The sequence below is a fragment of the Paraburkholderia terricola genome (genome assembly GCF_900142195.1).
Classification (GTDB): domain Bacteria; phylum Pseudomonadota; class Gammaproteobacteria; order Burkholderiales; family Burkholderiaceae; genus Paraburkholderia; species Paraburkholderia terricola.
In genome coordinates, this window is sequence record NZ_FRAB01000002.1 from 164,392 (window position 1) to 191,159 (window position 26,768).

Annotated in this window: 28 protein-coding genes and 2 tRNA genes; 20 read left to right on the forward strand and 10 right to left on the reverse strand. The window is 60.3% G+C overall.

The window, feature by feature from the left end; genetic code table 11:
• Positions 1–129 precede the first annotated feature (129 nt).
• From BUE39_RS02585 to BUE39_RS02605, 5 genes are all read left to right on the forward strand, one after another.
• A complete protein-coding gene (locus BUE39_RS02585; protein ID WP_073427084.1) occupies positions 130–1,053 on the forward strand; it encodes a YicC/YloC family endoribonuclease in 924 nt (307 codons plus the stop codon).
• Between the two features lie 18 nt (positions 1,054–1,071).
• Positions 1,072–1,752 (forward strand): guanylate kinase, encoded by a 681-nt coding sequence (gene gmk / locus BUE39_RS02590; protein ID WP_073427085.1) that lies wholly within the window; start codon positions 1,072–1,074, stop codon positions 1,750–1,752.
• A 60-nt stretch (positions 1,753–1,812) separates the two neighbouring features.
• The gene (gene rpoZ / locus BUE39_RS02595; protein WP_073427086.1) at positions 1,813–2,016 is read left to right on the forward strand and encodes a DNA-directed RNA polymerase subunit omega; all 204 of its coding nucleotides are present in this window, start codon (positions 1,813–1,815) and stop codon (positions 2,014–2,016) included.
• A gap of 95 nt (positions 2,017–2,111) precedes the next feature.
• Positions 2,112–4,469 (forward strand): RelA/SpoT family protein, encoded by a 2,358-nt coding sequence (locus BUE39_RS02600; protein WP_073427087.1) that lies wholly within the window; start codon positions 2,112–2,114, stop codon positions 4,467–4,469.
• A gap of 118 nt (positions 4,470–4,587) precedes the next feature.
• Entirely contained in the window at positions 4,588–5,076 is a 489-nt protein-coding gene (locus BUE39_RS02605; protein WP_073427088.1) for a phage protein NinX family protein, read from the forward strand.
• A gap of 135 nt (positions 5,077–5,211) precedes the next feature.
• Here BUE39_RS02605 and BUE39_RS02610 read toward each other — a convergent pair.
• Together BUE39_RS02610 and BUE39_RS02615 are read right to left on the reverse strand one after the other, a co-directional pair.
• Positions 5,212–5,288, reverse strand: a tRNA-Arg gene (locus BUE39_RS02610).
• Between the two features lie 89 nt (positions 5,289–5,377).
• Positions 5,378–5,454, reverse strand: a tRNA-Arg gene (locus BUE39_RS02615).
• Positions 5,455–5,574: 120 nt separating this feature from the next.
• Here BUE39_RS02615 and greB point away from each other — a divergent pair.
• Positions 5,575–6,144 (forward strand): transcription elongation factor GreB, encoded by a 570-nt coding sequence (gene greB, locus BUE39_RS02620; RefSeq protein ID WP_073427089.1) that lies wholly within the window; start codon positions 5,575–5,577, stop codon positions 6,142–6,144.
• A gap of 440 nt (positions 6,145–6,584) precedes the next feature.
• Here greB and BUE39_RS02630 read toward each other — a convergent pair whose 3' ends face one another.
• On the reverse strand, positions 6,585–7,730 hold the full coding sequence (locus BUE39_RS02630; RefSeq protein WP_073427090.1) for a porin: 1,146 nt from the start codon (positions 7,728–7,730) through the stop codon (positions 6,585–6,587).
• A gap of 528 nt (positions 7,731–8,258) precedes the next feature.
• Positions 8,259–8,483, reverse strand: a complete 225-nt coding sequence (locus tag BUE39_RS02635; RefSeq protein WP_073427091.1) for a hypothetical protein — start codon at positions 8,481–8,483, stop codon at positions 8,259–8,261.
• Positions 8,484–8,911: 428 nt separating this feature from the next.
• Between BUE39_RS02635 and BUE39_RS02640 the strand changes: the two genes are divergently transcribed.
• Both BUE39_RS02640 and BUE39_RS02645 read left to right on the forward strand, forming a co-directional pair.
• Positions 8,912–9,115: a cold-shock protein gene (locus BUE39_RS02640; RefSeq protein ID WP_064268598.1), complete on the forward strand. Its 204-nt coding sequence runs from the start codon at positions 8,912–8,914 to the stop codon at positions 9,113–9,115.
• Between the two features lie 346 nt (positions 9,116–9,461).
• Positions 9,462–10,613: an exonuclease domain-containing protein gene (locus BUE39_RS02645; protein WP_073427092.1), complete on the forward strand. Its 1,152-nt coding sequence runs from the start codon at positions 9,462–9,464 to the stop codon at positions 10,611–10,613.
• A gap of 103 nt (positions 10,614–10,716) precedes the next feature.
• Here the strand turns inward: BUE39_RS02645 and BUE39_RS02650 are convergent, their stop codons facing one another.
• The 3 genes from BUE39_RS02650 to BUE39_RS02660 form a co-directional block, all read right to left on the reverse strand.
• On the reverse strand, positions 10,717–11,313 hold the full coding sequence (locus BUE39_RS02650) for a chorismate mutase (protein ID WP_073427093.1): 597 nt from the start codon (positions 11,311–11,313) through the stop codon (positions 10,717–10,719).
• 266 nt (positions 11,314–11,579) lie between these two features.
• The gene (locus BUE39_RS35085) at positions 11,580–11,729 is read right to left on the reverse strand and encodes a hypothetical protein (RefSeq protein WP_167363263.1); all 150 of its coding nucleotides are present in this window, start codon (positions 11,727–11,729) and stop codon (positions 11,580–11,582) included.
• 358 nt (positions 11,730–12,087) lie between these two features.
• Complete coding sequence (locus BUE39_RS02660; RefSeq protein WP_073427095.1) at positions 12,088–13,203, reverse strand: aldo/keto reductase; 1,116 nt, start codon at positions 13,201–13,203, stop codon at positions 12,088–12,090.
• Between the two features lie 339 nt (positions 13,204–13,542).
• On the opposite strand from BUE39_RS02660, the gene BUE39_RS02665 reads away from it, so the two are divergent.
• The 12 genes from BUE39_RS02665 to BUE39_RS02715 all read left to right on the forward strand — a co-directional run bounded on the left by BUE39_RS02665 (position 13,543) and on the right by BUE39_RS02715 (position 22,754).
• Entirely contained in the window at positions 13,543–13,743 is a 201-nt protein-coding gene (locus tag BUE39_RS02665; RefSeq protein ID WP_073427096.1) for a hypothetical protein, read from the forward strand.
• Between the two features lie 271 nt (positions 13,744–14,014).
• Positions 14,015–15,190, forward strand: coding sequence for an acyltransferase family protein (locus BUE39_RS02670; RefSeq protein WP_073427097.1), 1,176 nt, complete (start codon positions 14,015–14,017; stop codon positions 15,188–15,190).
• A gap of 641 nt (positions 15,191–15,831) precedes the next feature.
• Positions 15,832–16,689 (forward strand): hypothetical protein, encoded by an 858-nt coding sequence (locus tag BUE39_RS02675; protein WP_084561345.1) that lies wholly within the window; start codon positions 15,832–15,834, stop codon positions 16,687–16,689.
• A gap of 115 nt (positions 16,690–16,804) precedes the next feature.
• Positions 16,805–17,029, forward strand: coding sequence for a helix-turn-helix transcriptional regulator (locus tag BUE39_RS02680; protein WP_083083275.1), 225 nt, complete (start codon positions 16,805–16,807; stop codon positions 17,027–17,029).
• Positions 17,022–17,219 (forward strand): hypothetical protein, encoded by a 198-nt coding sequence (locus BUE39_RS02685; protein WP_073427098.1) that lies wholly within the window; start codon positions 17,022–17,024, stop codon positions 17,217–17,219. The genes BUE39_RS02680 and BUE39_RS02685 overlap by 8 nt, the downstream gene beginning before the upstream one ends.
• A gap of 290 nt (positions 17,220–17,509) precedes the next feature.
• On the forward strand, positions 17,510–17,686 hold the full coding sequence (locus BUE39_RS33995; protein ID WP_090518680.1) for a hypothetical protein: 177 nt from the start codon (positions 17,510–17,512) through the stop codon (positions 17,684–17,686).
• Complete coding sequence (locus BUE39_RS02690) at positions 17,679–18,017, forward strand: hypothetical protein (RefSeq protein ID WP_073427099.1); 339 nt, start codon at positions 17,679–17,681, stop codon at positions 18,015–18,017. Before BUE39_RS33995 ends, BUE39_RS02690 begins: the two co-directional genes overlap by 8 nt.
• 13 nt (positions 18,018–18,030) lie before the next feature.
• Positions 18,031–18,357, forward strand: coding sequence for a hypothetical protein (locus BUE39_RS02695; protein ID WP_073427100.1), 327 nt, complete (start codon positions 18,031–18,033; stop codon positions 18,355–18,357).
• A 289-nt stretch (positions 18,358–18,646) separates the two neighbouring features.
• Positions 18,647–21,466, forward strand: coding sequence for a DUF927 domain-containing protein (locus tag BUE39_RS02700; protein WP_073427101.1), 2,820 nt, complete (start codon positions 18,647–18,649; stop codon positions 21,464–21,466).
• A 176-nt stretch (positions 21,467–21,642) separates the two neighbouring features.
• Positions 21,643–22,023, forward strand: a complete 381-nt coding sequence (locus tag BUE39_RS02705; protein ID WP_073427102.1) for a hypothetical protein — start codon at positions 21,643–21,645, stop codon at positions 22,021–22,023.
• Between the two features lie 3 nt (positions 22,024–22,026).
• Complete coding sequence (locus tag BUE39_RS02710) at positions 22,027–22,536, forward strand: hypothetical protein (protein WP_073427103.1); 510 nt, start codon at positions 22,027–22,029, stop codon at positions 22,534–22,536.
• Positions 22,537–22,550: 14 nt separating this feature from the next.
• Complete coding sequence (locus tag BUE39_RS02715; protein WP_073427104.1) at positions 22,551–22,754, forward strand: phage head-tail joining protein; 204 nt, start codon at positions 22,551–22,553, stop codon at positions 22,752–22,754.
• Between the two features lie 155 nt (positions 22,755–22,909).
• Here BUE39_RS02715 and BUE39_RS35315 read toward each other — a convergent pair whose 3' ends face one another.
• The 3 genes from BUE39_RS35315 to BUE39_RS02730 all read right to left on the reverse strand — a co-directional run bounded on the left by BUE39_RS35315 (position 22,910) and on the right by BUE39_RS02730 (position 26,492).
• Entirely contained in the window at positions 22,910–23,749 is an 840-nt protein-coding gene (locus BUE39_RS35315) for a hypothetical protein (protein ID WP_073427105.1), read from the reverse strand.
• A gap of 112 nt (positions 23,750–23,861) precedes the next feature.
• Entirely contained in the window at positions 23,862–24,503 is a 642-nt protein-coding gene (locus BUE39_RS02725; RefSeq protein ID WP_073427106.1) for a hypothetical protein, read from the reverse strand.
• 732 nt (positions 24,504–25,235) lie between these two features.
• Positions 25,236–26,492, reverse strand: a complete 1,257-nt coding sequence (locus tag BUE39_RS02730) for a tyrosine-type recombinase/integrase (RefSeq protein WP_073427107.1) — start codon at positions 26,490–26,492, stop codon at positions 25,236–25,238.
• Positions 26,493–26,768 lie beyond the last annotated feature (276 nt).

A 26,768-nucleotide genomic window follows, 5' to 3' on the forward strand; every position in this document is an offset into this window, starting at 1 on the left:
GGGCATCTCAAAGGGGTTCTATCGCCAAAGATGGGATAATACGAATTCCCCGCCCCGCGCCTCGTACACGCCGGGCGATTCGACTCTCCGGCCATCGTCGAACGCATGGCCACAATCGCGAGAAATACGATGATCTACAGCATGACTGGCTATGCGAGCGCGACACGCGAACTCGTCGCGGCGGCAGGCACCGGCGGCGTGAGCGTCTCGGTCGAACTGCGCACGGTGAACTCGCGCTTTCTCGATCTGAACTTTCGCATGCCCGAAGACGTGCGCGTGTGCGAACCGACGCTGCGCGAGATGCTGATGAACAAGCTTTCGCGCGGCAAGGTGGATATCCGCATCAACCTGCAGCGCAGCGAACAGTCCGCCAACGCGGGGTCGATCAGTCACGACACGCTGGCGCAACTCGCGTTGCTCGAGCGCACGGTGCTCTCCACGTTCCCGGAAGCGGAACGTCTGCGCGCCGGCGAGATTCTGCGCTGGCCGGGCGTGCTCGCGGAAACCGGCGTGGCGCAGGACGTGCTGCGCGACGCGGTGCTCGCCTGCGGCAAGCAGGCGATTGCCGATCTGATCGACGTGCGCGCTCGCGAAGGCGCGCAACTGGCGACGATGCTGCTCGCCAACGTCACCGAGATGGAAGCGATCGTCACGAAGATCACGCCGCTCGTGCCGGAGCTGATTGCCAGGCACCAGCAGAAGATCGTCGAACGTTTGCAGGAAGCGCTCGGCATCGCCGCGCCGGATACGGCCGCGACCATCGTCTCGCGCGAGGAGATCAACGAACGGATTCGCCAGGAAGTGACGATGTACGGCATCCGCATCGACATCGCCGAGGAACTGTCGCGCCTCACGGCTCACCTGAACGAAACGCGTCATGTGATCGAGAAGGGCGGCAAGGTCGGCAAGCGGCTCGACTTCATGATGCAGGAGCTCAATCGCGAGGCGAACACGCTCGGCTCGAAGGCGGCCGCGAAAGAACTGGCGGATTCGTCGATGACCTTGAAGCTGCTCATCGAACAGATGCGCGAGCAAGTACAAAACCTGGAATAAGGCTGGAGCAACACGAACATGACCGACCCTACACGCGAAACCGGCGCACCGCGCAATCCCTACGCCGGCGCTTATCCGGGCAACCTGTTCATGGTGGTCGCGCCGTCGGGCGCGGGCAAGTCGACGCTCGTGAACGCGCTGCTCGCCGGCGACGAAGCGATCCGTCTGTCGATCTCGTACACCACGCGCCCGCCGCGCCCGAAGGAACAGGACGGCGAGCACTATCACTTCACGACCGTCGACGATTTCATGAGGCGTCACGACGCGGGCGAGTTTCTGGAAAGCGCGGAAGTCCACGGCAACTACTACGGCACTTCGCGTGTATGGATCGAGGAGCAGATGAAAAGCGGCCATGACGTGCTGCTCGAAATCGACTGGCAAGGCGCGCAGCAGGTGAAGAAGCAGTTTCACAATGCAGTGGAAATCTTCATCCTGCCGCCGTCGCTCGAAGCGCTCGAAGAGCGGCTGAAAAAACGCGGCCAGGACGAGCCGAACGTCATCACGCGCCGCCTGCTCGCTGCGGGTAGCGAGATGGCGCACGCGGCCGAAGCGGAGTATGTCGTGATCAACGACAACTTCGATCGCGCGCTCGGTGAACTGCGGTGCCTCGTGGCCGCCACGCGTTCGCGTTTCGGCTCGCAATACGCGCGTCATACGCAGCTTTTCGTGCAGCTCGGCATTCACCTGCCGCACGCGTGAGCGCGGTGGTGTGTCGAGCACATAAGGTAGAATAAGCAACATACTGAGAAGGAACCCAACATGGCCCGCATTACCGTCGAAGACTGCCTCAAACAGATCCCGAATCGTTTCGAACTGGCGCTTGCCGCAACCTATCGCGCGCGTCAGCTCGCTCAAGGGCACACGCCGAAGATCGAGAGCCGCGACAAGCCCACGGTCGTCGCCTTGCGTGAAATCGCGGCGGGAATGGTCGGCGTCGAAATGCTGAAGAAGGTGCCGGTTTAAGGCGCCCCGTTCCGTTCCGATCGCGGCTTATCTCCCGCATGTAATCGCATCAACGTACAGATCGGCGTCCAACCCTAACCGCTACGGAGGCGACCATGAGTGCTACCCCGCCCACCGCCACGGATGTGGAACACGACGCCGACTCGCCCTCTTCTGCACGGAAGTACATCGACGCGGTCCTCGAACAGTCGTTTCGCCATCTGTTCGGGCCGACCGCCACGCCGGAGCAACCGCGCCGGCATGATGTCGTATCCATTGCCAGGCTGACGTCCGCCTTGTCCGGCTATCTGCAGCCGGAAGAGATCAAGGAGGTCAAGGCGGCCTTCCATTTCAGCGACGAAGCCCACCTCGGCCAGTATCGCCAGAGCGGCGAACCCTACATCACGCATCCTGTCGCCGTCGCGGAAATCTGCGCCGGCTGGAACCTTGACGCCCAGGCGATCATGGCGGCGCTGCTGCATGACGTGATGGAAGACCAGGGCGTGACCAAGGCGGAACTCGCCGAGCGATTCGGCGCCAAGGTCGCGGAACTGGTCGACGGGTTGTCGAAGCTGGACAAGATGGAGTTTCGCAATCGCGAGGAGGCGCAGGCGGAAAATTTCCGCAAGATGCTGCTGGCGATGGCGCGCGACGTCCGCGTGATTCTGGTGAAGCTAGCCGACCGGTTGCACAATATGCGCACCCTCGGTGCGGTGCCGCATGAAAAGCGCCGCCGCGTAGCGCGCGAAACGCTCGATATCTACGCGCCGATCGCGCACCGGCTCGGTCTGAACAATACCTATCGCGAGTTGCAGGATCTCAGCTTCGCGAACTTCAATCCGCACCGGTACGCCACGCTCGAAAAAGCCGTCAAGGCCGCGCGCGGCAATCGGCGCGAGGTGGTCGGCAAGATCCTGGAGTCGGTGCAGCGCGCCATTGCGGACGCGAAGCTCGACGCGGAGGTCACCGGCCGCGAAAAGACCATCTTCAGCATCTATAAGAAGATGCGCGACAAGCAACTGTCGTTCTCGCAGGTGCTCGACGTGTACGGCTTTCGCGTGGTGGTCGACAGCGCACTGGAATGCTACACGTGCATCGGCGCGCTGCATGCGCTCTACAAACCGGTGCCGGGCAAGTTCAAGGATTACATCGCGATTCCGAAGGTGAACGGCTATCAGTCACTGCACACCACGCTGGTCGGCCCGTTTGGCGCGCCGATCGAGTTTCAGGTGCGCACGCGCAAGATGCATGAGATCGCGGAAGCGGGCGTGGCCGCGCACTGGCTGTACAAGAACGGCGGTGCCGATCTGAACGACGTGCAAAAGCGTGCGCATCAATGGTTGAAATCGCTGCTCGACATTCAGAGCGAAGCGGGCGATTCGAGCGAATTCCTCGAGCACGTCAAGATCGATCTGTTCCCGGATGCGGTCTACGTGTTTACGCCGAAGTCGAAGATCATGGCGTTGCCGCGCGGCGCCACCGCGCTCGACTTCGCCTATTCGATCCACAGCGACCTGGGTAACCAGTGCGTCGCGGTGAAGATCAACAATGAACTGCTGCCGCTGCGTACCGAGTTGAAGAGCGGCGATATCGTCGAGGTGATTACAGCGCCGTATTCGAAGCCGAATCCGGCGTGGCTGGGTTTCGTGCGCACCGGCAAGGCGCGTTCGGCGATCCGCCACTATCTGAAGACGATGCGTCTGAACGAATCCGTGCAGCTCGGCGAGCGCCTGGTCGATCAGGCGCTGAAGGGCTACGGCCTCGCGTTGTCGGACGTGACGCCGGAAGCGTGGGAAAAGCTCGTGCAGTGGACGGGTAACAAGAACCGTCAGGAAATCTTCGCGGACATCGGTCTCGGGCGGCGTGTCGCGGCGGTCATGGCCAAACGCATCGAGGTGCTGATGAGCGGCCGCGATGCCGACGACGACGGCTCGCGCTCCGAATCCGGGTTGCCTCATGCGCCGCCGGTCGTCATCACCGGCACGGAGGGTATGTCGGTGCAGTTGTCCGCCTGCTGCCGTCCGATTCCGGGCGACGACATCATGGGCTATATCGGCATCGGCCTCGGCATGGCGATCCACACCACGGATTGCCGGGTCGCGCAGCGGATTCACCGGCGCGATCCGGGCCGCTGGATCGACGTCGCCTGGGCGCCGCAGCCCGGACGTCTGTTCGACGTTGCCGTGAAGGTGCTGGTCAAGAACACCAAGGGCGTGTTTGCCCGCGTGGCGGCCGACATCACGTCGGCGGACGCGAACATCGTTCACATTGCGATGGACGAGGATTTGTCGCAGGAATCCACGGTGCTGCGCTTCGTGATCCAGGTGAGCGATCGTGTCCATCTCGCCAATGTGATGCGCAGGGTGCGCACGAACCCGGACGTGATGCGTATAGCGCGTGAACGGCCGAGCGAGGAAGGGCATCATCGGCACGACGGCGGCATGCGGATCGACCGCGAGCGGGCGGATTACTGATCTAGGGCTTGCTCCAGGGCGCCTTTGGATTGGGCCCGCTGCGCTTCAGGCCTCCTTCGTTCCACTCTGAACCCGCCTGCCACCAGCGAGTCTCATCTGAAAATCAGGGAGAACGCTCATGAAAGTAGCTGACCTCAACGGCTTTGCGCTCGACTATTGGGTCGCTCGCAGCCTGCACGACTTCGTGCGCGAAATCCAGTTCACCGACAGCGGCGAAACCGTTTCGATCATCGGCAATGACCGCGGTCGTCCGTGGGACGGCCGTTTCACGCCCTCCACCTCGTGGGAGGCGGCCACGGCGGTCCTCGACCGGGTGCGACGGCTGGAAGTGCGTGAGCGGACCGACCACGGCGTGGCGCACTGTGTCGCCGAATTCGATGGCGGGCGAGGAGCCGTGGAAGGGCGAGGCGAGTCGTTGCGGTTTGCGCTGCTGCGGGCTTTCGTCGAAAGCCGTTTCGGCGATAGCGTGGGCGACGTGATACGTCAGGCGCAGACGCTGATGGGCGAGCGGGCGCATGCGATCGGCGAGCAAACAGCGGAAGATTTCGCCGAGGACGTACCGACGCCGGATGGCCGGATAGGCGATATCAAGTCGCCGCCGCGGTAACGGCGTGAATATAGACAGCCACAGGGGTTGCCGGGCGTGGCGGGGTCTCAAGCTAGCGTAATCACGGACGCCGGACATTAAGTCCAGACAAAAACAAAGGGCCTTCCGATCGGAAGGCCCTTATGCATGTGCGGATGGTGCGGCTGGCAGGATTCGAACCCACGACCCCTTGGTTCGTAGCCAAGTACTCTATCCAACTGAGCTACAGCCGCACGCTAAAACAGGTAGCGTCTCGCGCAATGATGCTGCGATGAAACCGGGTAAAACTAAGGGCCTCCCCGGAGGGAGGCCCTCGAATAAGTGGTGCGGCTGGCAGGATTCGAACCCACGACCCCTTGGTTCGTAGCCAAGTACTCTATCCAACTGAGCTACAGCCGCACGCAGAAACGAGATTATAGCAAAGCTTTTGAAAAAGGGAAGCATGTAACTGCGATTTGTCTCATGGTCACGATCGTGTACCCTTGGTAGGCAGTCGCTTGCTGCGGTTAACGGACCATCATGAACAAGGCCTTTGTCAAAGAGTCGAGTGAAGAGAATGACGACGACCTCGACGTCGCCCAGCCCGAAGTGCCGGCGGGTACGAAAAACTACATCACGCCTGCCGGTTACCGGCGCATGCGTGATGAACTGCTGCATCTGATCGACGTAGAGCGGCCGGAGGTGGTCAAGCTCGTGTCGTGGGCGGCGTCGAATGGCGATCGCTCCGAGAACGGCGATTACATCTACGGCAAACGCCGGCTGCGCGAAATCGATCGGCGAATCCGCTTTCTGACCAAACGCCTCGACCTTGCCGAAGTCGTCGACAGCAGCAAACAGGAAAACGTCGATCAGGTGTTCTTCGGCGCGACCGTCGAATACGCGACGGAAGACGGCGAGGTGCATAGCGTGACGATTGTCGGCATCGACGAGGTCGATCTCGACATCGGTCATGTGAGCTGGATCTCGCCAATTGCGCGCGCGCTGCTCAAGGCAAAAATCGGCGATACAGTGACGCTGTATACGCCGGCCGGACCGCAGCCGATCGATATACTCGACGTCAAATATCCGCCGCCTGACAACGGTGGCTAGACCGGCGCGCCGCGCCGTCTTGTCGCGATAGGCGGGCGAGGCGAAGGAGGGTGGTGCGCTTCGCGCTGCTTTGGTGCCCCGCACAAGAGAGTCCTGAACGCCGGGCAGCGCGCGAATCTGCTCGAGCGTGCCGTTGCGTTTGCAGCTCAGATACCTCGCGTAACAGGTTTGTTATGGCGGAAAGTGGGTGGGCAGATATAGCCAGCGCTCGCCCGTGCGCTCAATCCATGGAATCGCGTCGAGCACGGCACGCGAGTCGGCGGTTGCTGGGCCAGCGATCTCTAGCGCCCGCCGTACGGAGCAAGTGCTTGGTCCGCTCCCATTCGACGTCTGACAACCGGTCTATCCCATATCGTCAGCGCGCGCTTCTATTTGCGGCATCAATGAAAAAAGGCGCCGCGAACGGCGCCTCTTCCATAGTGCGGGTACTGCTCGCCGCTTTAGAAGCGATGACGCAGACCTGCGGTCACAGCAACTTGCTTGTTGTTGCCCGAAGCGGCCAGACCGTTGATGTCGGCATCGACGACGGCGTTTTCGTTGACTTGCTGATATTCGCCTTGCAGGTACACGTCGGTACGCTTGGACAATGCGTACGCGGTTTGCAGGTTGAACTGGTTCCAGTGCGGACGCGTGCCAGCGAGGCTCGCACGGGTGTACGTGTACGAACCGGCGATGCTGACCGCCGGCGTCAGAGCGTAACGAGCGTTCGCTTCGAAGTTCTGGAAGTGAGCGCTGTTGTTGGCGAAACCGATACCGCCGGTTTGGCCCGATGCGCCTTGGCCGATGCCAGCGAGGCCCGACAGGTTGGTTTGCGAATACACGAGGCCGACGGTTGCAGGGCCGAACGAGTAGTTCGCGCCCGCGCCCCACGTTTGCTGACGGCCGGCGAAGAACGTGTTGTCGCTCGACACCGCACCACCGCTATTGAACGCTGCGGATGCGCCCGTTGCGCCGTTGCTGTTCAATTGCAGGTAAGCCGCAGCGACGTTCAACCCGCCCCAGTTATACGATGCGCCCGCGCTGTAAGCGCGATTGTTCGCAAAGCCGTCGGCCTGGTTCGAGAAGCCGTACATGCCGCCGAACTTGAAGCCGCCGTAGTTGACGCTCTGAAACTTGACCGAGTTGTTGACCCGGAACGAGTTGTTCAGGTTGTCGTTATCGAACGGGTGGGCGAACTGAGTACCGCCGTACTGCGTGCCGGTCAATGCCAGCGGGCCGACATAGTCGACCATGCTGTCGTATTGACGGCCGAGGGTGACGGCGCCGAACTGGTTGCTCGACAAGCCGACGAACGCCTGACGGCCGAATTCGCGACCGCCTTGCTTCAGCGAACCGTCGTTGATGCCGAAGCCGTTTTCCAACGTGAAGATGGCCTTCAGACCGCCGCCCAGATCTTCAGCGCCGCGCAGGCCCCAGCGGCTACCGTTCACCGAACCGCTCGTTTCTTGCCAGTTGCTGTGGCCATGCTGGTTGTTCGTGTAAGTAATACCGGCGTCGATCAAGCCGTACAGCGTGACGCTGCTTTGAGCATGTGCAGCCGTTGCGAACACGCCCGTGAGGGCCGCGACCATGAGAGTCTTTTTCATGTTGTAACTCCGAGAGCGAGAGTGGGTAATGGAACCCTGGCTTCAGGAAACCTTCACGCGGGCGCTGCGAGAGGCGTGGTCCGCATAAGCGCGCGTCGCAGTCTGAACGCGCCGGTTTCCAATTACGCAAAGTGTAGGGAGACGGCTTGGGCCGTGGGCGTTCCGATTTTTGCAATAAAGTATTACGCGATAAGAAACGATGCGCCGTGCGGATCGAGCCTTATAAACAAAGGCTTTCGCGGTTATTGGAACGATGGGGATCGCGTGTCAACCAAACAGCGTTGCTCATTTACTACAGCGTTCGATGCGAGAAAACAACGTCGGAAATCACCACGAAATGATTGTTGTCGGTATTGCAATAGATGATTGTTATTTATGTAAACAATCACGCGAGACCGAGCAGCTATACTCAGGTTTCTGCTTTCCGAAGCAGACTTTTTCGTTGACGAAAAAGATCTCCAAACCTTTGTCGGCGCGACTTCCTAGTCGCGCTTTTTTTTCGCCCGCCGGTCTCGGCGAGGGACGTACTCAGTGCGCCGGCAGTGGCCCGTCCACGCCGGTCCAATCGACCAGGCGAGGGACGCTCCAGTCTTCCATCACGTAACGGCGCGCGTCCATGGGCGATGACAACAGGTTTTGCCAATGATCTCCATGCCACATGGGATCGAACTCCAGCGTAGATGAGTCGGAGAAAACCTCAAACGGCGATTGGATGAGCCAACTGATAAAACGTCGCAATTGGTTGAACAGCATGGTGAACTCCTGATACGCGTTACTACTAGGTGATTTCCATCATGATGCGCCGACTCGGGACCAACAACTCGGACAAACACTTACGGAAAAACATCTTTTGTTACATATTCTAGGATGAAATCTGAAAATTTTCCCGCTATCCGGCATAAGCAGTTTTTAATCCAGTAATAAGACCCGAATCGGCCGGATCGCAGCGGGATGAGTGACTCTCTTTTAACTTGGCACGCACCGCGCATTATCTCTATGCAGGCTAAATGCATGTGAAAAATTTGCTTGACGCCAATTCTTCGTTCCTCGTATAACGACAGTGCCCTTTCATTCAATCTGATTTGCGCACAGCCGTGAGGGCCTCAATGGTGAATGAAATGGCAAGCAATTCGGCGCGAGCGCAAATGCGCGATATTTGAAACTCATCAAGGAAACAGGAAATGGAAACGGGTATCGTCAAATGGTTCAACGATGCTAAGGGATTTGGTTTTATCACGTCGGATTCGGGTGGCGAGGACTTGTTCGCGCACTTTTCGGAGATTCGCGCCGAAGGCTTCAAGTCGCTAAAGGAAAACCAGCGCGTCTCTTTCGACGTCAAGGCCGGCCCGAAGGGCAAGCAAGCGGCGAACATCCAGCCGCTGTGAATTGCAGCAACGCTGCTCCTCGTATGCTGCCGGGCAATTGATTGAAGAGAGCCCTCGTTTAATGCGAGGGCTTTTTTTATGTGTATCGGGTTTTTCTTACGGTGAGCAATGTCCAGGTTTAAAAGAGCGGCAGCGGTCCGCGACTAAAATCGAATGGCTTCCTTGATTTTTTGAATCCGCCTTACTCGCGCTAAGTAATTCCCGGGACGCTAGTCCGCGACTGGGGCACATCTCAAATCCACGCTCTCCGCACGCAGTCCAGCCCTAAACCACGTGCTGTTCGAGTACGCGGCAGCCAACTGGTGCATACTTGCCGCAAAGCCACGCGTCCAAAGTATCTTCTTTCATGTCTGAACTGTTTCCGCCGGAACCGGCCCTGAATGTACCCATCGCCTTCGTCGACCTTGAAACCACCGGAGGCTCGACTAGCGAGCATCGCATCACCGAAGTCGGCGTAGTCGAAGTGGGACCTGCCGGCGTGTCGCGTTGGAGCAGCCTGGTCGACCCGCAGCAGCCGATTCCATCCTTTATTCAGCAGCTCACCGGCATCACGAACGCCATGGTGCGCGGCGCGCCGACCTTCGACGCCATCGCGCCGGCACTGTTCGAGCGCCTGAACGGCAAACTGTTCGTGGCGCACAACGCCAGTTTCGATCGCGGCTTTTTGCGCGGCGAGTTTCGCCGGGTTGGACTCGCGTTCGACCCAGACGTGCTATGCACGGTGCGCCTGTCGCGCGCGCTTTTCCCCGCGGAGAAGCGCCACGGGCTGGACGCATTGGTGGAACGACACGCACTCGTCCCGTCTGATCGCCACCGCGCGCTGGCCGACGCCGATCTGATCTGGCAGTTCTGGCAGCGTCTGCACGGCCTCGTACCGCTCGACGTCTTGCGGACGCAAATCGAGCGCACCACGCGGCGTTACCAGCTTGCCGGCGACATCACGGAGGACCTGCTCGATACGGCGCCGGCCGGATGCGGCGTGTATGTGTTCTATGGAGACGCAGACCTGCCGCTGTACGTCGGACGAAGTGTGCGCGTGCGGCAACGGCTGCGCTCACATTTGACCGGCGAGCGGCGTTCGTCAAAGGATATTCGGCTTGCTAAGCAGGTGCGTCGCGTCGAATGGCGCGCGACCGGCGGTGAATTGGGCGCGATGCTCGCGGAAGCGCAGTGGATCGCCACGCTGCGCCCCGGTCATAACCGTGTGCCGCGCGTCACGAAGAGCGATCCGGCGGATGCGCCGTGGCCGTTTCCGGGGCCGGTTGTTTTCGAGGAGCGGGAGGAGGCGTCGCAGTCGCGCGCCTTTCACGTTGTCGACCGGTGGCATTACGTCGGCCACGCGTCTTCGCTTGCGCAGGCCGCGCAGTTGCATGCTTCGAGCGTCGCGGGACCATTCGAACCATCGACGTATCGCATCCTGCAGAGCCATCTCGCGCGCGGCTTGCGCTTGATGCCGCTGAGTGTATCGAGTGACACCCCCGTGCCGAGTCCTGCTTGAAGGACCTCGTCTAAGCGCTTCCGCTCAAAGCGAGTTGCACCCGGCATTCGCGTGCCGCCCCCCGTGCAACCGCTCCAGGTCTGCGGCTCTCAAGCTTGCATGATCAACCGGTCGCGCCCACTCCACCGGTTTCACAGACATGGCCCAGCGCGCGCGTCAGCGCGCCCGAACGGGTCGAGTCGTAGCGCGTCAGCGATTTCCAGTTAGCCAGCGATTGCGCCACACGCGACGGACAATCCGGCGCGGCGCGCAGCGGCTGCACGCGTTCGAGCCCGGCCACGAGCGACTGTGTCAGCCGGTCCAACTGCGGTCTCGTACTCGTGGCGAGATCCGGCGCCGGCCCTTCGGGCGGCCGGCTGCTGCGCCACGAGGCGAACAGCGCGTTTTGCACGTCCTTGCTTGCGTCGATCTGATCCTGGAAGAAGGCCCGAGCGAACGCCGGGTCCACATTCGCCGCCACGGCGCGCTTCTCGACGTCGGCAAGCAACGCGTTCTCCCGCGGCGTGTCGGTGATCTCCCGATGGTTCGCCCACTTCCAGCGCGCGACAGGTTCCGCCAATGCGAGACGTTGCGAAGCCAGCGCGATCAGATTGGTGAGGGCGGTGTCGTCGCCGTCCGCGATGGCTGGGACGGGCGCGAACGCGAGGGCCGCAAGGAACATAAGCGCGCATGATGCGCCGAAGCGATACGAACGATTCATGGAAGGCGGGCGTGGGCCGAGCGGCCGTCGAAGAAAAACAGAAGGATAGACGATGTGCCGGAACGGATGTGCCGACCGGCGGAAAACAAGCGCGGCAACGTCGCGGGATTGCGGACGAGACACGTCCGCGCCGCGAGGGCGGCGCCGAAATCAACCGGCCATGTGCCGCTTGCCCGGATGAGTGTGAGACGACTGGTGGGACGCGTGCACCCGATCGCCGCCCGCGGCACGCGCGGACGCCGATGCTGCATCGCGCCACTGCTCGATTATTTCGAGTCGCACGACTTGCGTTGTTCGTCGAAAAAAGCGCGAACGTGCTCAGGCAATTCCGCACCCAGAAATTCGACGCCAGCGGGCTCCGGATCCGGACTAAAAACCTTATCCGGGGTCGGAATCTTCGGCGGTTTGACATCCATGGTCTCTCTCCTTTACAAACCGATTATCTGCCTCGGTCCCCGTTTCGCACCAGTATCTGATGCGATTGACATGCTCTTTGTTGCTTTAATGGCACATGGCGGCAATGCAACATGGTATTTGAATAAAATTTTCGGGTGATTCGCTGGGCGGGCCGTCGATGGGTGAGCTTTAAATCATCCGCGATTTTGTGCAATGCAGAATCGGCACGATTTTCGTCTTGCGAATCGCACGTCCATTATTTACCGATCGTGCCTGCCATTTCATTCAACCCATTCAGTCAGTAAACGATTGATACCCCGATATCGTTGACGGGTAAGTACGCTTTCGAGCTTTTCGGTAAACAAACATGCTGCGTTTTCACGCGCTCGACGCAGGAATCTTCACCGGCTTGGCGTAGGCCGCCGGCTTGTCGGCCACTTCCACTTCTCCGTGGATTCGCGCTTGATGACCGTCCGCGAACATGTAATACGGGAATGGGCGCGCGGGTTCCGATATGGCGTCGAGCCGCGCGACCAGTTCGGGCGCGAGCGTGAAGTCCAGCGAGCCGAGCGACTCCTGTAACTGATCCGCCCGCGTGGCGCCCACGATGATGCTCGATACGCCACGCTTCTGGTGCAGCCAGTTCAGCGCGACTTGTGCCATGGGGCGCCCGGCCAGATTCGCGACCGTCTCCAGCTCCGCGACGATCCGGAAGTTGCGCTCGGTCAGTTTGTCGAAGCCGGGCGGCGGCGCGCTGGCCATCGCCGCAAGACGCCCGTCGCCGGAAAAACCGCTTGCCGATCCGCTTTGCGAAGGCCGGTATTTGCCCGACAGCACCCCCATGCCGAGCGGGCTCCACGGCACGAGCCCCATGCCCAGATTGGCGGCGAGATCGGCGAATTCGTTTTCCGCATTGCGTTCGATCATCGAGTATTCGAGCTGCATGGCCGCGACCGGTTCGAAGCCGCGCCATTCCGCAAGTGTCTGCGCGCGGCCGGCGAACCACGCGGGCGTATCCGACAGGCCGACGTAGCGGATCTTGCCGGCGCGCACCGCGTCGTCCATTGCGCGCATCACTTCGTCGACCGGAGTGACGCGATCCCACGTATGCAGGTAATAGAGGTCGATGTAATCGGTGCCGAGCCGCTGGAGCGAACCGTCGAGTGCGCGCAGCAGGTTCTTGCGATGGTTGCCGCCCGCGTTGGGATTGCCGGGTTCCGCGTTGTAGCCGTACTTGGTCGCGATGACGAGCCGCTCGCGCAGGCCGCGGGCCGCGACGAATTTACCCAGCCATTTTTCGCTGGTGCCTTCCGTGTACAGGTTGGCGGTATCGATGAAGTTGCCGCCGTCATCCACATAGAGATCGAACAGGCGCTGCGCCGATTTTTCGTCGGCGCCCCAGCCCCATTCGGTGCCGAAGGTCATCGTGCCGAGTGCGATCGGGCTCACGCGTAGACCCGAACGGCCGAGCAGGTTGTAGCGGTTCATCGTCATGCCAGTCTCCTTGAGTGCGACGCCGAAATTTGAAAATCGATGGCGTTATCGTGCACTGGTTTTTCGCATCGAAAAAGCGCGTTGTCCGCGGGGTTGTGACGAGCGCCGTTCTTCCTGACTCGAGCGTTGGCCCACATCGGCCAAGCTCCGCTGAGGTTTTCCGCAGGCCCATGCAGCCATCCTCGCGCGCCAAAACATCGCCGCCAAATGACAGGCCGGTTCGCGCCGTCACCGCCGCCTATCATTGAAGCAGCTATCCGCGGCCCTGAGTGCGGTGGATAACGGAAGCGCCGCGATTGGCGCGGAAGATGGCTGTGTTCGCCCTTCAGAGAGTTCGTCATGGAAAACGCTGTCTACTGGAATGGACGCCAGGTCGGAATCGAGTGTGCCGGCCGGATCTTGTGGTTCCCGTCGGCACCGCAGGAAGCGGTCGTTGCATACGGGACTCGGCGAAACGAGACGGCGATTGTTGAAGATCCCGTCGTGGCCCGCAATCTTTCGATCACCGGTCAATACGACAGGCTGCGCGTGGGCGAGTAAGTGCAATGCGGCGCCTGGGTTGCCGTGGCAGCCAATGGCGACTCGGCTATAGAACGTGCGGAAAGACAAAAAGCTCAGTCGCGAGGACTGGGCTTTTTGCTTGAATCTCGAAGCAAGAAGTTTGGTATTTCTCGACGCTGCTGGAAACTGCCAGGCTCCGCCGGAATGAGTAAAAAGGAAACGATCTCTCGCCGACGCGTGGGTGTCGCGCCAACGGAAGAGGACAGCGTGCCTCCTCTGGCTATAATTGCCGCTTTTTCGGCGTGTTCCCATGCAGATTGGCGGCTTCGACCTCGCATCCGGCGTTGCGCTTGTCATCGCTATAGCAATGGCGATTTCAATTTGTCTCGCCCGCTTCGGCTTCTTCAAGTCCGTTTTACAGCGCGAAATCTCTTCCAGCCGATTCCATGCAATTGACGGTCTACGCGGATATCTGGCATTGGGCGTCCTGGTGCATCACGTCGTAATCAACGAACAGTTTTATCGAACGGGATCATGGGATTTGACGCCGTCGCGATTAAACACCTTTCTGGGGCGCGGCTCGGTTGCCTTTTTCTTCATGATCACCGCTTTCCTGTTCTGGGGGCGAGTTATCGAGAGCGGCGGCGGCATGGACACGTTGAAGTTTTATGCGTCCCGCGTTCGTCGTCTGGTGCCGATGTACCTGGCGAGCGCGGGACTTGTCATCGCTACAGCCGCGGCGCTGACACATTTCCGCCTTTCGGTGCCGCTCGCCGACCTCGCCGGACAAATCGCATCCTGGTTGCTTTTCACTATTCCCGGCGCACCGGATATCAATGGGCTTAAGCAGACCGGCCTGATCAACACTGTTTTCTGGTCGCTCGTCTACGAGTGGAAGTTTTATTTGATCCTGCCGTTCGCCGCAGCGCTTGCTGCCGGCGGTCGAACCTGGGCTGTGGCGACGGGTGCGGGACTCTGCATCGCGCTATTTTCACCGACGCAGATCGAGTGGTTTTTCGTCGGTGGCTGTGCCGCCGCTCATCTGGTCCGCGTCAGGGCGGTACGGGAACTGGCTGCGGGGTTGACTGGCTCAGTTGTCGCGCTTGGCTGCATTGCTGCAACCGCGCTTTACCAGGCTAATACGTATACGCCGCTCGGTGCCGCTTTGCTCTTCGCTCCCTTTGTTGTCTTCGCGGCGGGTAATTCCCTTTTCGGCTTGCTCACCTGTCGTCCTGCACGGCTTCTGGGCCTTCTTAGTTATAGCGTGTATCTGCTTCACAACTGGGTGCTGTATCTCGCCTCGCGTTTGGTGAATCACTACACGCCGGTCGCGGATCTGTCGCCGGCATACTATGGGGCCTTGGCTGCTGCGGTCGCCACGGTGACTGTTATGTGTTCCGCCTTCACATACCGTTTCATCGAATACCCCTCTATCGGTGGAATTCGGAAGGCGATTCCTCGGCGATCATGGCGCCCCGCGCGGTGATGAAACGCCACCGTTGCCGCGCGATAATTTCGTCGCCGTGACCTCGCGGGGCGGTCGTTGAAGGAGCGCGGTTCGGCTTGCATGAACGAGTCGCCAGTAGCGGATACAGAGAACCTGAAAAGCAAAAAGCCCAGTCGCGAGGACTGGGCTTTTTGCTTGAAACTTATTGGTGCGGAAAGAGGAGTTGTAAAGTCTTTCGAAAAGCCTGTTCCGTAAGGCTAGTTCGGTCGCGTTGAATGATTCATACCCCCAAACATACCCCCAACCGCGTTCGATGGAGCTTTTCCGTTGGGCGACGTGTCCGGCCGGAGCAAAAAGTCTTGGGGACACGGGGACAACCGGTCATAAATCCCCGAAAGCCGCGCCAGATAAGGCTTTGCCTGTCCCCAAAACACACATATAAACACGGGGACAAACCGGGGACAGTCTGGGGACGCCCTGCCTGTCCGCCGCAGGAATCTTGCCTCCGTCTGGAACCATGCGCGGAAGGAAATCCCGGCCGCCGCCGCTCCCGCCGGTCGAAGGCTGGGAAGGCCGGTACAATCCTCACACCAAAGCCTAGGGCGGCCACCCGAACACCGGCTCTCCTTCACCGGCTGGCTTTGGTCCTTCCAGAAGGGCGCATTTTGAAGGGTGCGCGCATGAAACCGCTTTACCATCCTTGGATTCCTGTGCCGGTGCAGGAGTCTTTCGAGCGCATCATGGACGAAACGCTGGGCTACCCCCGGGCCGAACGCGAGTGCGCAATACGACTGGTTTCCAGCGAGGCAATGGAGAAGTTCTACCGACACCCGTGGTTCTCGCGGTGGCGCTGGTCGAGGGACGCCTATTGGACTTCGTGGAAAATCTGGTTCAATCATGCGATCGTTGCGGCGACCGCCGTCCACTCGGCGCGTCGGCAGGCGCTTGACGAGCAGCGGGAGCGTATATCACGGCTATCCAAAGTGCTCGAAGAGGCCGTGAATCTATACGCGGAGATCGAAGATGCGGAAGGCGCAGCACCAATATCGCTTCCGTCTGAATTCAGCCTCGCGTTTGCCCTGATGGACGCAGCCGGGACCAACAGCGGGATAGTTGGCGATCAGAGTCGGGCGGGATACGAACTTTACTCGCAGGAGCTCCTGCTACCGATCAGGTGCGCCGATGGCCGAGCGTACTTCATTCCGTCCGTGGCCCAAATGATGTTGGCGTTGAGCCTTTCGATGGAAGCGCTCGCTGCGCAACTGGCGGACAGGAAAACCATTCCCTGGTCGTATCCACAGGATCAGGACATTTTCGAGTCACAGAAAGCGAACGACCAACGCGCCTACGTTCGACACTTCGATCGCAATATGAGTGACCTTTCTTCAGAGTTCGGGTGTTCGAGGGCCGGGGAGCCAGGATGGAGGTTGCCCGACTCGTTGCTTGCGTTGCAGTGCAAAGTTGCTTTGGACCTTCCCGAACTGGACGGCTTTGTTGACCGGCTGCGCAAGCACAGACTGAGGGCGGAAGATTTGTAGCAAAAGACTGCCAGAAATACTCCGTGGCTGTTGAGTGGTGTCCCGCGCAAGAATACGTCCGTGTTCTGCGGGGTACGTCCCGGACCTCTCGGGAACCACCAACAACGGAGGGAATATGGCAGGGTTGCAGGTCGCGGCTGGCGAACGGCTGCTGCGCAGTAAGAGTGTCTTTGGTGAAAGTGCGGCAACCGGACTTTCCAAGACGCAGTGTTATCGACTGATCCAGCGAGGGGAATTCCCGGCGCCGTTGAAGATCGGTGCGCGTGCCGTCGCGTGGCGTGCGTCGGAAGTACAGGCATGGATCGATGCCCGCCCGGTGAAAGGCGGTGACCATGACTGAGCTCGCCGCAGTGAAAGCCGACAGGCCGGACCATGTCGATATGACGCGTGCCCGTCGCATCGAACTCGCGAACGCTGCCGACGAGGCCGCGCAACTGTTCGAGCTCGAAGTCTCCAAACGTCCGACGCGCGCACGGCTCGCGCATCAGGCTCGGCGCATCGCGGCTGTGTTGCGGATGGGCGGTGAATGATGGTCGCGCAGATGGGGGTTGCACGGGTTTACGCGACGCGTTATTCTGGTCGCGTCGCTGAAACAACAGCGTCCGGGTTTGACAGCCCGATCAATCGAAGCGCACAGCCGCGCAGAGCGGCTTTTTTGTGCGTGTCGCCTTCGTGCGCCTCTTTCAATGGGCGGGCCTTGGTGGGGGCACCTTCGGGTGCGCCGGTTCCTTCGGTTGCCGGTCTGTCAACCCTGCCCTGTGCCCGCCCACCTCATTTGACAGTGGGGAGCGGGTTAAACCCAAACCGAAGAGGCCGCAGCATGCGCCAGTCCACGCACGCCCATACCGGGCAACATTCCCCCCTTATTGAATCGATCATCCGCAATGCCCTGCGTGAAGCGGCTACGGCGGACACGTACCAGTCCGCGCTTGATGTGACCGGCGCAGCGTTGATCGCTATCTCCGCGCTCGTCCGTGCAGAGGTGCGCAATGGCTAACCGCACGGCAATCCTCGAAGGCTTCGACAACGCACCGCCGCTCGATACGGGCGCACCTGTCGAACTGCAATTCGCCGTCGATCTTGGCGCGATCTGCGCCGACGCCTGGCTGGAACTGAAAGGCTCCGTGCGTCTGCATGAATATGCGGCGTACCAGACGGACGCCTTTTCACGGGGCCTCGAAGCCGGGATGCGGGACGACGCCGCATTCGACTCTCACAGGCTGGCGGTGAACCGGCAGGCGTTTGCAGCCGGACTCATGGGGCGCGTGCAACAGCACCTGCTGGCCTCTCTCGGTCTTGTGACGCGCGAGTCGCGCACCACGCACTGAGGGGCACACGCACATGGCAAAGAGCAAAAAGAAAGCGGCAGTGTCCACGCCGAAAGCATTCGCCGCTGAAGTCAACCGTATCAATGCAGGCGCGGCCGGGGTGCGCATTTCGGATGCGATGGAACTACTGGACAGCCTGATATGGGCGGCGGATCAGGCCGCGTCACAACAGCAATACGACATGGTTCTCAGTTTGTTGCGCGCCTCTCTGCCGTCGGTCGGCGCGGCGCTGGAGGCGGCTAACGACGCGTTGGGCGAATGCCGCATCGGCAGGTATGTGTACAGCAATGACGTGAGCGCCGGTGGCGCGGTGCTGGAGGTGTCCCATGCCTGTGCCTGACGCCGTACCGCTTCGCGACGCTGGCGGACCACCGGTTCTGCGGATCAGGGGGCGCAGCACCGCCGACATCCATAACGAGGCTGAATCACGCATGTCGGCTGCCACATACAGGGCGATGCGTTCGCCGCCACGGCTGGAAAGCGACACCTAGGCCGTTAAGCGATTGAGAAACGCCATATGGATTTTTGCGAGATTAGTACCACTAATCGCATATGGCCGGGTATGGCACGGCGGATCGTGTACGGGACGCGATCCGTTACTGAATTGAGAATCTATGAGCGACACACCTATGTCTGAATTCGAGCGCGCGAGAATTGCGCTCGGCCATGTTCCTCCTGACGATCGCGATACGTGGGTCAGGATGGCGATGGCGCTCAAAACCGGGTTCGGCGCAGAAGGCTTTGACCTCTGGCATGACTGGAGCCAGCAGGCGAAGGGTTTTAACGACGGGGATGCGCGGGACGTCTGGAAGTCCGTGAAGGGGGGTAAAACCACACTGGCTTCGCTTTTCTTTGAAGCGAAGAAATACGGTTTTGATCCGCGTGCGCACAAGGCGAAGCCAGTCACGGCGGCCGAACGCCGACGACAGCAAGCGGAGCGCGCGCACAGGGAGGCGGAGGAGCGCGCGGACGAAGCCGCGCGGCATGCGAAGGCGGCCGATCTTGCCGCCCGTATCTGGTCGAACGCCGGGGCGGCCCCTGCCGATCATCCGTACCTCGTTCGGAAACGGATCGGCGTGGGCGAGCTTCGACTCTATCGCGGTGATCTGCGCATCGGAAAGTCACTTTGCGATGGGGCGCTGATCGTGCCCGCCCGCAATGAGGCGGGCGAACTGTCCACGCTCGAATTCATCCTGCCGAACGGCCAGAAGCGATATCTGCCGGACGGTCGCAAGGCCGGTTGTTACGGGTGGGTGGATGCGTCGACGCATTCCACGATCCTGACTGGCGAGGGATATGCGACATGCGCAACGCTGGCCGCTGCAACCGGCTTTCCGGTCGCCGTTGCATTCGATGCAGGCAACCTGCCAGCGGTGGCCGCAGCGTTGCGTGCGCGGTTTCCCGAGGCTCGCATTGCGGTGTGCGCGGACGATGATCGAGCGACGCTGAACAATCCGGGCATGACCCGCGCGCAGGCTGCGGCCGATGCGGTTGGTGGTGTCGTGATCGCGCCTGAGTTCGGAGACGGGCGCCGCGCTGATGAAACAGACTTCAACGACATGGCCGCGCGTCTGGGCGAAGAGGCGGTGGGTGCGTGCGTTCGCGCCGGGTTATCTCCAGTCCGGCCCGAACCGGCCGCCAGGGCGGACACGGTAACGGTTTGCGATAGTGAGGGCGAGCCGCGGTTCGAAGTGAAAGACAGTGGGGTGTGGTTTCACGGCACAGACAACCGGGGGCAAAAACTGCGGCCGCACTGGATATGCGCTCGACTGGACGTGACCGCAGAAACGCGCGACGAGAACAACAACGAGTGGGGCTATCTGCTGGAGTTTGACGACCGCGACGGCAAGCGTAAGCGCTGGGCGGTTCCGGCTCGCCTTTTCGCGGGCGACGGAACGGAACTGCGCAGCACGCTTCTCTCGATGGGACTGAAGATCGGTTTCACGCAGGTGGCGCGCTCGCAGATTGCCAACTACATCCAGACGGCGCGCACTTCGGCGCGAGCTCGATGCGCGGGTCGCGTGGGCTGGCACGGTGGTGCGTTCGTGTTGCCGGATCGAACCATCGGCGACGGCACCGAGATGACCATCTTCCAGGCGGAGGCGGCTATCGAAAGCCAGTTCAAACAGGCCGGGCAACTGGCCGACTGGCAGCGCGAACTGGCTGCATTCTGCGTCGGCAACAGTCGCCTGGCGTTCTGCGTATCGACGGCGTTTGCTGGCACGTTGCTGCGTTTCTCGGGTCAGCAGTCGGGTGGCTTCCACCTGATGGGCGACAGCACGCTAGGCAAGACAACCGCGTTGCGCGTGGCCGCGTCGGTGTTTGGCGGGCGTGACTACGTGCGGAGCTGGCGCGCGACGGATAACGCGCTCGAGCTCACGGCCGCGCAGCACTGCGACACGCTGCTGATCCTCGATGAAATCGGACAGGTCGATCCCAAGGTGGTGGGCGATGTCGTGTACATGCTCGCCAACGAAGCCGGCAAGGGGCGCGCGACCCGCACGGCGGCGGCAAAGCCCGTGCTGACCTGGCGGCTGCTGTTCCTCTCCAGCGGCGAAAAGAGCCTGGCTTCGTTGATGACGGAGGCGAACAAGGCCGCGATGGCGGGGCAGGACGTGCGACTCGCCACGATTCCGGGGGATGCCGGGCGTGGATACGGCATGTTCGAGACGCTGCACGACTTCGCCTCACCGAAGGCACTGGCCGACCATCTTGCGGCCGCTTCTGGCCGGTTCCACGGCGTGGCAGGCATTGCATTTCTCGAATGGGCGGCACAGCGCCATGAACGTCTGGTTGACGCGCTCAGGACCCGCATGCTTCCGCTGGTACGTGAGTGGGTGCCCAACGATGCGCACAGCCAGGTGAGCCGCGTTGCGGCCCGTTTCGCGCTTGTCGGCGTAGCGGGCGAGCTTGCCTCCGAAGCGGGCATTACCGGATGGCCCGAGGGCACGGCGACGGCCGCCGCGCAGGCGAGCTTCAGGGCATGGCTGACCGTGCGCGGCGGAACGGGCAACGCCGAACATGCGGCGATGCTCCGGCAGGTCCGCAGCTTCTTCGAGGCCCACGGCGATGCGCGCTTCGTGTGGTGGCATCGCGCGCTGGACGACCGCAAGCCCAACACGATGCACCGCGCGGGATTCAAACGGCTGCTCGCGGACGGGGAACACCCCATTTCTTCGAACAAGGACTTCTACGGCGCATTCGGCGACGCGATGGGCGACGAGAGCGCGGCCGGATGCGAGATTGAGTACTACGTGCTGTCGGAGGTGTTCCGCAGTGAGGTCTGCAAGGGCTTCGACCATAAGGCGGTGGCGCGGCTGCTTGTTGAGGTTGGTGCGCTGGTGCCGGAAGGGGAGACCCGCCCCGACAGGAAAGAGCGTTTGCCCGGCATGAGCGCACAACGCTGCTACCGCTTCTCGCCCAAACTTTTTGATATGGAGGTGAACTGATCGTGCGGACCTGATATCTGGCGGTGCGGTGCGTTCGCGCGTGCCGCACCTGACAAAGTGACTTTGCTTTCTGTTTAACGCTACAAAGGAAATATATGACACCAACAGGACAATACGGGGCATCGATTGGTCGTGTTTCGAGCCAGTCTAATTCACCGGCGGTGACGCGCGCCCGAATGATTGCCGAACTCGGTGAGCCGGCAGTCGCGAAGATGGACCATATCCGGAGTATCTCGGTCGCCGCGCACGGTGCGCTGATGCACGCGGCAGATACGCGGGAGGAACTGCGCGGGCAGTGGATCCGGGCCCAACTCAGTCTCAACGAACTCGGAGACCTCCAGCGCGCACGCATGCGCCACCCGGAGGAGACCGCCGCACGTGAGTCCGCGCTTCAGCTTGCGATCCGTCGATACGATCAGGCGCAGGCGCGCCACGACACCCTCGCGGCGACCTACGACCAGGCGCTTGCGTTGTCGGGCGCGTGCGTTCGCTTGATCAAGAATCGTATCGGTGGCTTCCTGGTGGGCCAGATGATTAGTGACATGGAGTGGGAGTGATATATGAAAACGGCGAAACTGGACAAACTGCGCGAGCAGATCGCGGCCATCAAGGCTGAAATCGTGAGCGTCGAGAGAGCGCAACTGACGACACCTGAAATTGAGGCACGCGTTGATGGTTTCATTCAGGAAATGAAACGCACGGTGGCGAACGACGTTCTGGACAGCGCTGGGACGCTCACCTATATCAACCAGCTCGGGTCCGGCGCTGGCAATTGGCCGGTGGTAGGCAGCTGGATGCACGCGCGTCCCGCGATTGGATTCGCAATGGCCGTCACGCTCAACCCCGAGGCATTCAGGGCGATGGTGCTGGAGGCCGCGCTAAAGGAGCTCAACGGTGGGCGGCAGGAGCATGCAACCGGGCGCGTCGAGCTTGTTGAGCAGCTTCGCGGGAAACTGCGTCTGCTGGAGCGGGATGAGGAGGCGGAAGTTCTTCGCCTGGAGGAGAGTGGTATCGACGCGTTGCGGCGGGCCGATGCCGATCCCGCTGTGGTCCTTGGTCTTGCCGCCTGATTCCCGGAGAGAGAATGGCATACACACAGGATGACCTTGACCGCATCCAGGCGGTGATAGCGAAAGGCGAGCTCGAAGTGCAGTACCACGACCGCAAGGTCCGGTATCGCTCGATAGCCGAACTGCGCGCGGCGCAGACCGAGATTGTGCGGGGTCTTGAGCAGGGCACCCGCCGCTCGCGGGTGTTCAGGATCAGGCCGGGCGGCAAGGGCATCTAGCGCCGAGGCTGTCGAAACACAGGAGGTCTTTTGCAAGCCGGGCAATGCCCGGCTTTTCGTTTGCCCATTCGTCCGTATGGTGTACCCGTATTACGTGTCGGAAGTTACTATTGCGCACTGCGTTGCAACGATTTTCCAACAGCATACAGAACCGTCTAATGCCCCAGAAGTGTCTGCATTCTTGTCTGCAATGCCCGCGTTAATTCTGCACGTCCCTCGGTATTGTTAAGGTATCGAATATAACGAAGGTGCCGAAGGTCAAAGGGAATATCATGCTCACTCTGCGTTATCAGTATTACGTGCCGCCCCAGCGTGTGCGCGATTCCAGCCTCGTAGAACACGTTCGGATTTCGACCCGTGCAGTCGCAGATTACTATGCGGGATCGGTCGATAAGAGACACTACGTCTTGGATGATTGCGGCGTGCTCCCAGATGTCATCAGCTCGTCTGGGCCGTAACCCGACGTTCTCAGTGGCTTGGCGAATGCTGTCATAAACCGCGTTAAAACCCACGTCAAAAGGCATCATCGCGGACGCAAGGGTTTGTTCAATGTTCTCATGTTCAGGAATTTCAAACACGGTCGGACGCTGGCGGCGAGGGCGAATGTTTCGGAGCAGAAAGCGGTAGAGGTCCACGTCCTTGACGGCCCAGTGGTTTCTTGAAAACTCGAAGTCTAGACGCATTTGAAGGTCCGTGCGGTTTGCATACATCATGCTGTTTTGAAGCACGGGCAGCTCCGTGTCGAAGCCGATCTCCAAGGATAAGTCTCTCCCAACGATGCGCGCTCGGTTGATCTGGCCGACGTAGGCCGTTTCTTCCGTCGTGCCCTCTTCGCAGAAAAGGCATGGGAGGGAGGTCAGTCGATCCAATAAAGGGTTATCGTCATCCCGAAATTGGGCCGCTATGTGATCGTCGGTGTACTCGAACATTCGCGCCATCGGGACAATAACTCTGCCCGACGGCCAGTCAACATTGAACATTAGCAGATTGAACATGGTCCTGTAACTCCATTAGCATTCATTGTCCCAACTGGTTTAGAGTTGGTCGCGCTCCAACTTGCATCAGCTTTGACCCGCTGGCGATAGGTGCCCGTAGAGGAGATGCCCATTAACGTCCGGCACGTGAGGTTAGATCCAGAGTTTCGATGAATTGCTCGTGGTCGTGCATAGTCGGACGTTGTTCGATGTGCGGTAAATATCGCGATGAATCTGGTCCCCAATCGAAGTACAAACCGATACCAGGTTTGTCTAGTTGGCCGGCAAGGCTCGGCGTGACTTCGAGTGCCTGAGAGAAAAGCAGCTTATGCGCTTTGTCACCGACAAGGCGCGCGTACACGCTAAGCTGATAGTGTCCCGCCAGCCACTTGAAGTGGCTTCCATCGTCCGGCGTGAGGAAATGATGATTGGCGGCAACGCCGGTCTCACCAACGAAGAGGCCGCTACCTCTGACAAGCTTGCTGGTTTCACCATACACCCAGATATTGAAGTTCTGCTGGGTTTCGGATCGAAAAAGCGAGACATGCATGCTCTCAATGATTCGCCCGCGCTTTGAGGTGGCAAAGAGCAATGTGCGTAGATAAATCTTTGGATTTGCATCGCGTTCGCCAAAACGCGGCGTATCGGGGCCGAAAAATATAGTCGTCGGCTGAGTCATTCGCACGGTGCCGCGGCGAAACAACGTCAACCACGCCGTGGTCGCAGAGACGGCTAGGGCCAAGGCTGAGACTGCGAGCGCAATAGAATCGGTCACGTGGGGATCCAACTTAGTATTGGATGGCGCATATAAAAAGCGCGCGTCTAATCCTACCAAAGAGGGTAAGGCCGGTGGCGAACTTTTAGTGCCTATTCACCGCGCTAGAAGAAATTAACCGGAAGTACGAATAGCTGCCTTTTGACATTCAGAGGTGGAATTCTTGCGGCGTGGTGTGCGGCGGTGGGCGCAATTCCTTTCGCGCGGCAAAAGTCACTTTGCGTACCAGTGAGAGGTTGGAGGGCCGTCTAACGGCTGTAAGGTTTGTCCCCGGTGTCCCCGAGCCTCGGGGACAAAAAACTGCGATTTTTGGGGACGCTGGAAGCCTTGCTGGCAAAGGGTTTAAGGCTATTTGTAAGCATTGTCCCCGGTGTCCCCATGCAAAAAACGCGGATGCCGTGTGCTCATGGGTCGTTGCTGCTCAATAAATAGTCAGGGGCCCCTATGGAGCTTGCTCTCACGGGGGCTCACACCCGCGTTTTTTCTCTACTGGTGGCTCAGCATAGGGGGTCATACTCATAGCCACTTGCACCACAGTGAAACCAGCGGGGGCCCCTGATTGATAGTGCGCAAGCGGGGCTACAGACCCGCGATCTTTCGTTAGCCAGCAGGTCTGAAAGTTACTCAACAGTCAACAAATTTGTTGACCGGTTTGTTGACCTTTGCGAACGGATGCGGAAAGCGTTTACCTCCGTTGAACGGCTGTCCACACCTTGGGTAAATGCCGTTGCCTTATAGCGCAACCGCTTCGCCGCGCAACGGGATCACATTCGCTCCGCTCTGCTGGTCGATAAAGTCGGCCCACCATTGCATGAGCTGTCGGCGCTCCTCCATGTGTTGCGCATGGTTATAGGCGCGCCGCACCTTGTTGCCGACCACGTGCGCCATTTGTCGCTCGATCGCATCGGGATTGGCGCCACTGCGCTCGTTCATCAGAGTGGACGCGAGTCCCCGAAACCCATGTCCGGTCTGCTTTCCTTCAAACCCCAAACTCTTGAGCGCCTTGTTGATCGTCTCGCCAGAGATTGGCTGGACGCGCTTGTTTTTGGTGCCGGGGAAGAGCAGAGGGTATTGGCCCGTGAGCGGGCGCAGCTGTTCAAGCAACGCGATTGTTTGATGGGCCAGCGGCACGATGTGGGGAACGCCCGACGCTTTTTGGTCGAGGGTTCCTTTCATGCGTTCTGCTGGGACGCGCCACTCTTTCGCATCAAAGTCGAACTCTTCCCACCGTGCCCATCGTAGTTCGTTCGTGCGTAAGAACGTCAGGATCATGAGCTTGACGGCAATTCTCGTTTCGAGATTTCCGGAATAGCCATCGATTCGCTCCAGTAGCACTGGGAGCTCGGTTTCCGTCACGTGAGGATAGTGTCTGACCGGTGGTTTGGGCGCGAGGAAGTCGCGTAGGCCCGCAGTTGGGTCGCGGTCGGTGGCTCCGGTTGCGCAGGCATGACGGAATACACCTCCGCAAGTTTCGAGCGCTTTGACTGCGATTTCATATGCGCCGCGCTGCTCGATCTTGCGAATCGTCGCGAGCACGACCGGACCGGTGATGCTGGCGATCGGGCGTTTGCCAATCTGAGGATAGACATCGTTCGTCAAGATCGCCGTAATCCGTTTGTCGTGACTGGCGCTCCAGCCGCGACGCTTGATCGCTAGCCACTCCTCGGCGACGGACCGAAAAGTGTTCTCTGCTGCGGTCACGGCGGCTTGCTTGTCGATGTCTCGTTGTAACGCCGGATCGACGCCGTCCGCGAGCAGCCGTTTGGCATTTTCACGGTGCCCCCGAGCCTCTGCGAGCGAAGTGGCCGGGTAGTCCCCGAACGTGAGCAAGTTCTCCTTGCCGTTGTAGCGATACTTCATCCGCCACTTCTTCGTGCCGCTTGGCATCAGTTGCAAGTACAGCCCGCCACCATCGAAAAGCTTGGTGCTACCTGTCTCGCTGTAGCGAGCCGTTCGACAGCGAACATCGGACAAAGGTGTTGATTTCATTGAGTTCCCCGCATGCCTCTTCATACCCCCACGAGGCGAGAGCATACCCCCAAACTTACCCCCAAAGCTGTGGGATTTCCCGGAACGTTCGGGAACCTCCAGAAACGAAAAACCCGCGCAATCCTAGGACTGACGCGGGTTTCGGGACTTCTTGGTACTGCTCGGGAATTCTTGTTGGTGCCGGAAAGAGGAGTTGTAAAGTCTTTCGAAAAGCCTGTTCCGTAAGGCTAGTTCGGTCGCGTTGAATGATTCATACCCCCAAACATACCCCCAACC

Excerpts from the sequence above, each read along its gene's own strand:
- BUE39_RS02715 (WP_073427104.1), top strand. The coding sequence starts at position 22,551 with ATGGCATACACACAGGATGACCTTGACCGCATCCAGGCGGTGATAGCG.
- BUE39_RS02690 (WP_073427099.1), top strand. The coding sequence starts at position 17,679 with ATGGCTAACCGCACGGCAATCCTCGAAGGCTTCGACAACGCACCGCCG.
- BUE39_RS02650 (WP_073427093.1), bottom strand. The coding sequence starts at position 11,313 with ATGAATCGTTCGTATCGCTTCGGCGCATCATGCGCGCTTATGTTCCTT.
- BUE39_RS02645 (WP_073427092.1), top strand. The coding sequence starts at position 9,462 with ATGTCTGAACTGTTTCCGCCGGAACCGGCCCTGAATGTACCCATCGCC.
- greB (WP_073427089.1), top strand. The coding sequence starts at position 5,575 with ATGAACAAGGCCTTTGTCAAAGAGTCGAGTGAAGAGAATGACGACGAC.
- BUE39_RS02730 (WP_073427107.1), bottom strand. The coding sequence starts at position 26,492 with ATGAAATCAACACCTTTGTCCGATGTTCGCTGTCGAACGGCTCGCTAC.
- BUE39_RS35085 (WP_167363263.1), bottom strand. The coding sequence starts at position 11,729 with ATGGATGTCAAACCGCCGAAGATTCCGACCCCGGATAAGGTTTTTAGT.
- BUE39_RS02680 (WP_083083275.1), top strand. The coding sequence starts at position 16,805 with ATGGCAGGGTTGCAGGTCGCGGCTGGCGAACGGCTGCTGCGCAGTAAG.
- BUE39_RS02605 (WP_073427088.1), top strand. The coding sequence starts at position 4,588 with ATGAAAGTAGCTGACCTCAACGGCTTTGCGCTCGACTATTGGGTCGCT.
- BUE39_RS02675 (WP_084561345.1), top strand. The coding sequence starts at position 15,832 with ATGAAACCGCTTTACCATCCTTGGATTCCTGTGCCGGTGCAGGAGTCT.
- BUE39_RS02635 (WP_073427091.1), bottom strand. The coding sequence starts at position 8,483 with ATGCTGTTCAACCAATTGCGACGTTTTATCAGTTGGCTCATCCAATCG.
- BUE39_RS02630 (WP_073427090.1), bottom strand. The coding sequence starts at position 7,730 with ATGAAAAAGACTCTCATGGTCGCGGCCCTCACGGGCGTGTTCGCAACG.
- BUE39_RS35315 (WP_073427105.1), bottom strand. The coding sequence starts at position 23,749 with ATGTTCAATCTGCTAATGTTCAATGTTGACTGGCCGTCGGGCAGAGTT.
- BUE39_RS02700 (WP_073427101.1), top strand. The coding sequence starts at position 18,647 with ATGTCTGAATTCGAGCGCGCGAGAATTGCGCTCGGCCATGTTCCTCCT.
- BUE39_RS02660 (WP_073427095.1), bottom strand. The coding sequence starts at position 13,203 with ATGACGATGAACCGCTACAACCTGCTCGGCCGTTCGGGTCTACGCGTG.
- BUE39_RS02640 (WP_064268598.1), top strand. The coding sequence starts at position 8,912 with ATGGAAACGGGTATCGTCAAATGGTTCAACGATGCTAAGGGATTTGGT.
- BUE39_RS02705 (WP_073427102.1), top strand. The coding sequence starts at position 21,643 with ATGATTGCCGAACTCGGTGAGCCGGCAGTCGCGAAGATGGACCATATC.
- BUE39_RS33995 (WP_090518680.1), top strand. The coding sequence starts at position 17,510 with ATGCGCCAGTCCACGCACGCCCATACCGGGCAACATTCCCCCCTTATT.
- BUE39_RS02685 (WP_073427098.1), top strand. The coding sequence starts at position 17,022 with ATGACTGAGCTCGCCGCAGTGAAAGCCGACAGGCCGGACCATGTCGAT.
- BUE39_RS02585 (WP_073427084.1), top strand. The coding sequence starts at position 130 with ATGATCTACAGCATGACTGGCTATGCGAGCGCGACACGCGAACTCGTC.
- BUE39_RS02670 (WP_073427097.1), top strand. The coding sequence starts at position 14,015 with ATGCAGATTGGCGGCTTCGACCTCGCATCCGGCGTTGCGCTTGTCATC.
- BUE39_RS02665 (WP_073427096.1), top strand. The coding sequence starts at position 13,543 with ATGGAAAACGCTGTCTACTGGAATGGACGCCAGGTCGGAATCGAGTGT.
- BUE39_RS02695 (WP_073427100.1), top strand. The coding sequence starts at position 18,031 with ATGGCAAAGAGCAAAAAGAAAGCGGCAGTGTCCACGCCGAAAGCATTC.
- BUE39_RS02600 (WP_073427087.1), top strand. The coding sequence starts at position 2,112 with ATGAGTGCTACCCCGCCCACCGCCACGGATGTGGAACACGACGCCGAC.
- gmk (WP_073427085.1), top strand. The coding sequence starts at position 1,072 with ATGACCGACCCTACACGCGAAACCGGCGCACCGCGCAATCCCTACGCC.
- BUE39_RS02710 (WP_073427103.1), top strand. The coding sequence starts at position 22,027 with ATGAAAACGGCGAAACTGGACAAACTGCGCGAGCAGATCGCGGCCATC.
- rpoZ (WP_073427086.1), top strand. The coding sequence starts at position 1,813 with ATGGCCCGCATTACCGTCGAAGACTGCCTCAAACAGATCCCGAATCGT.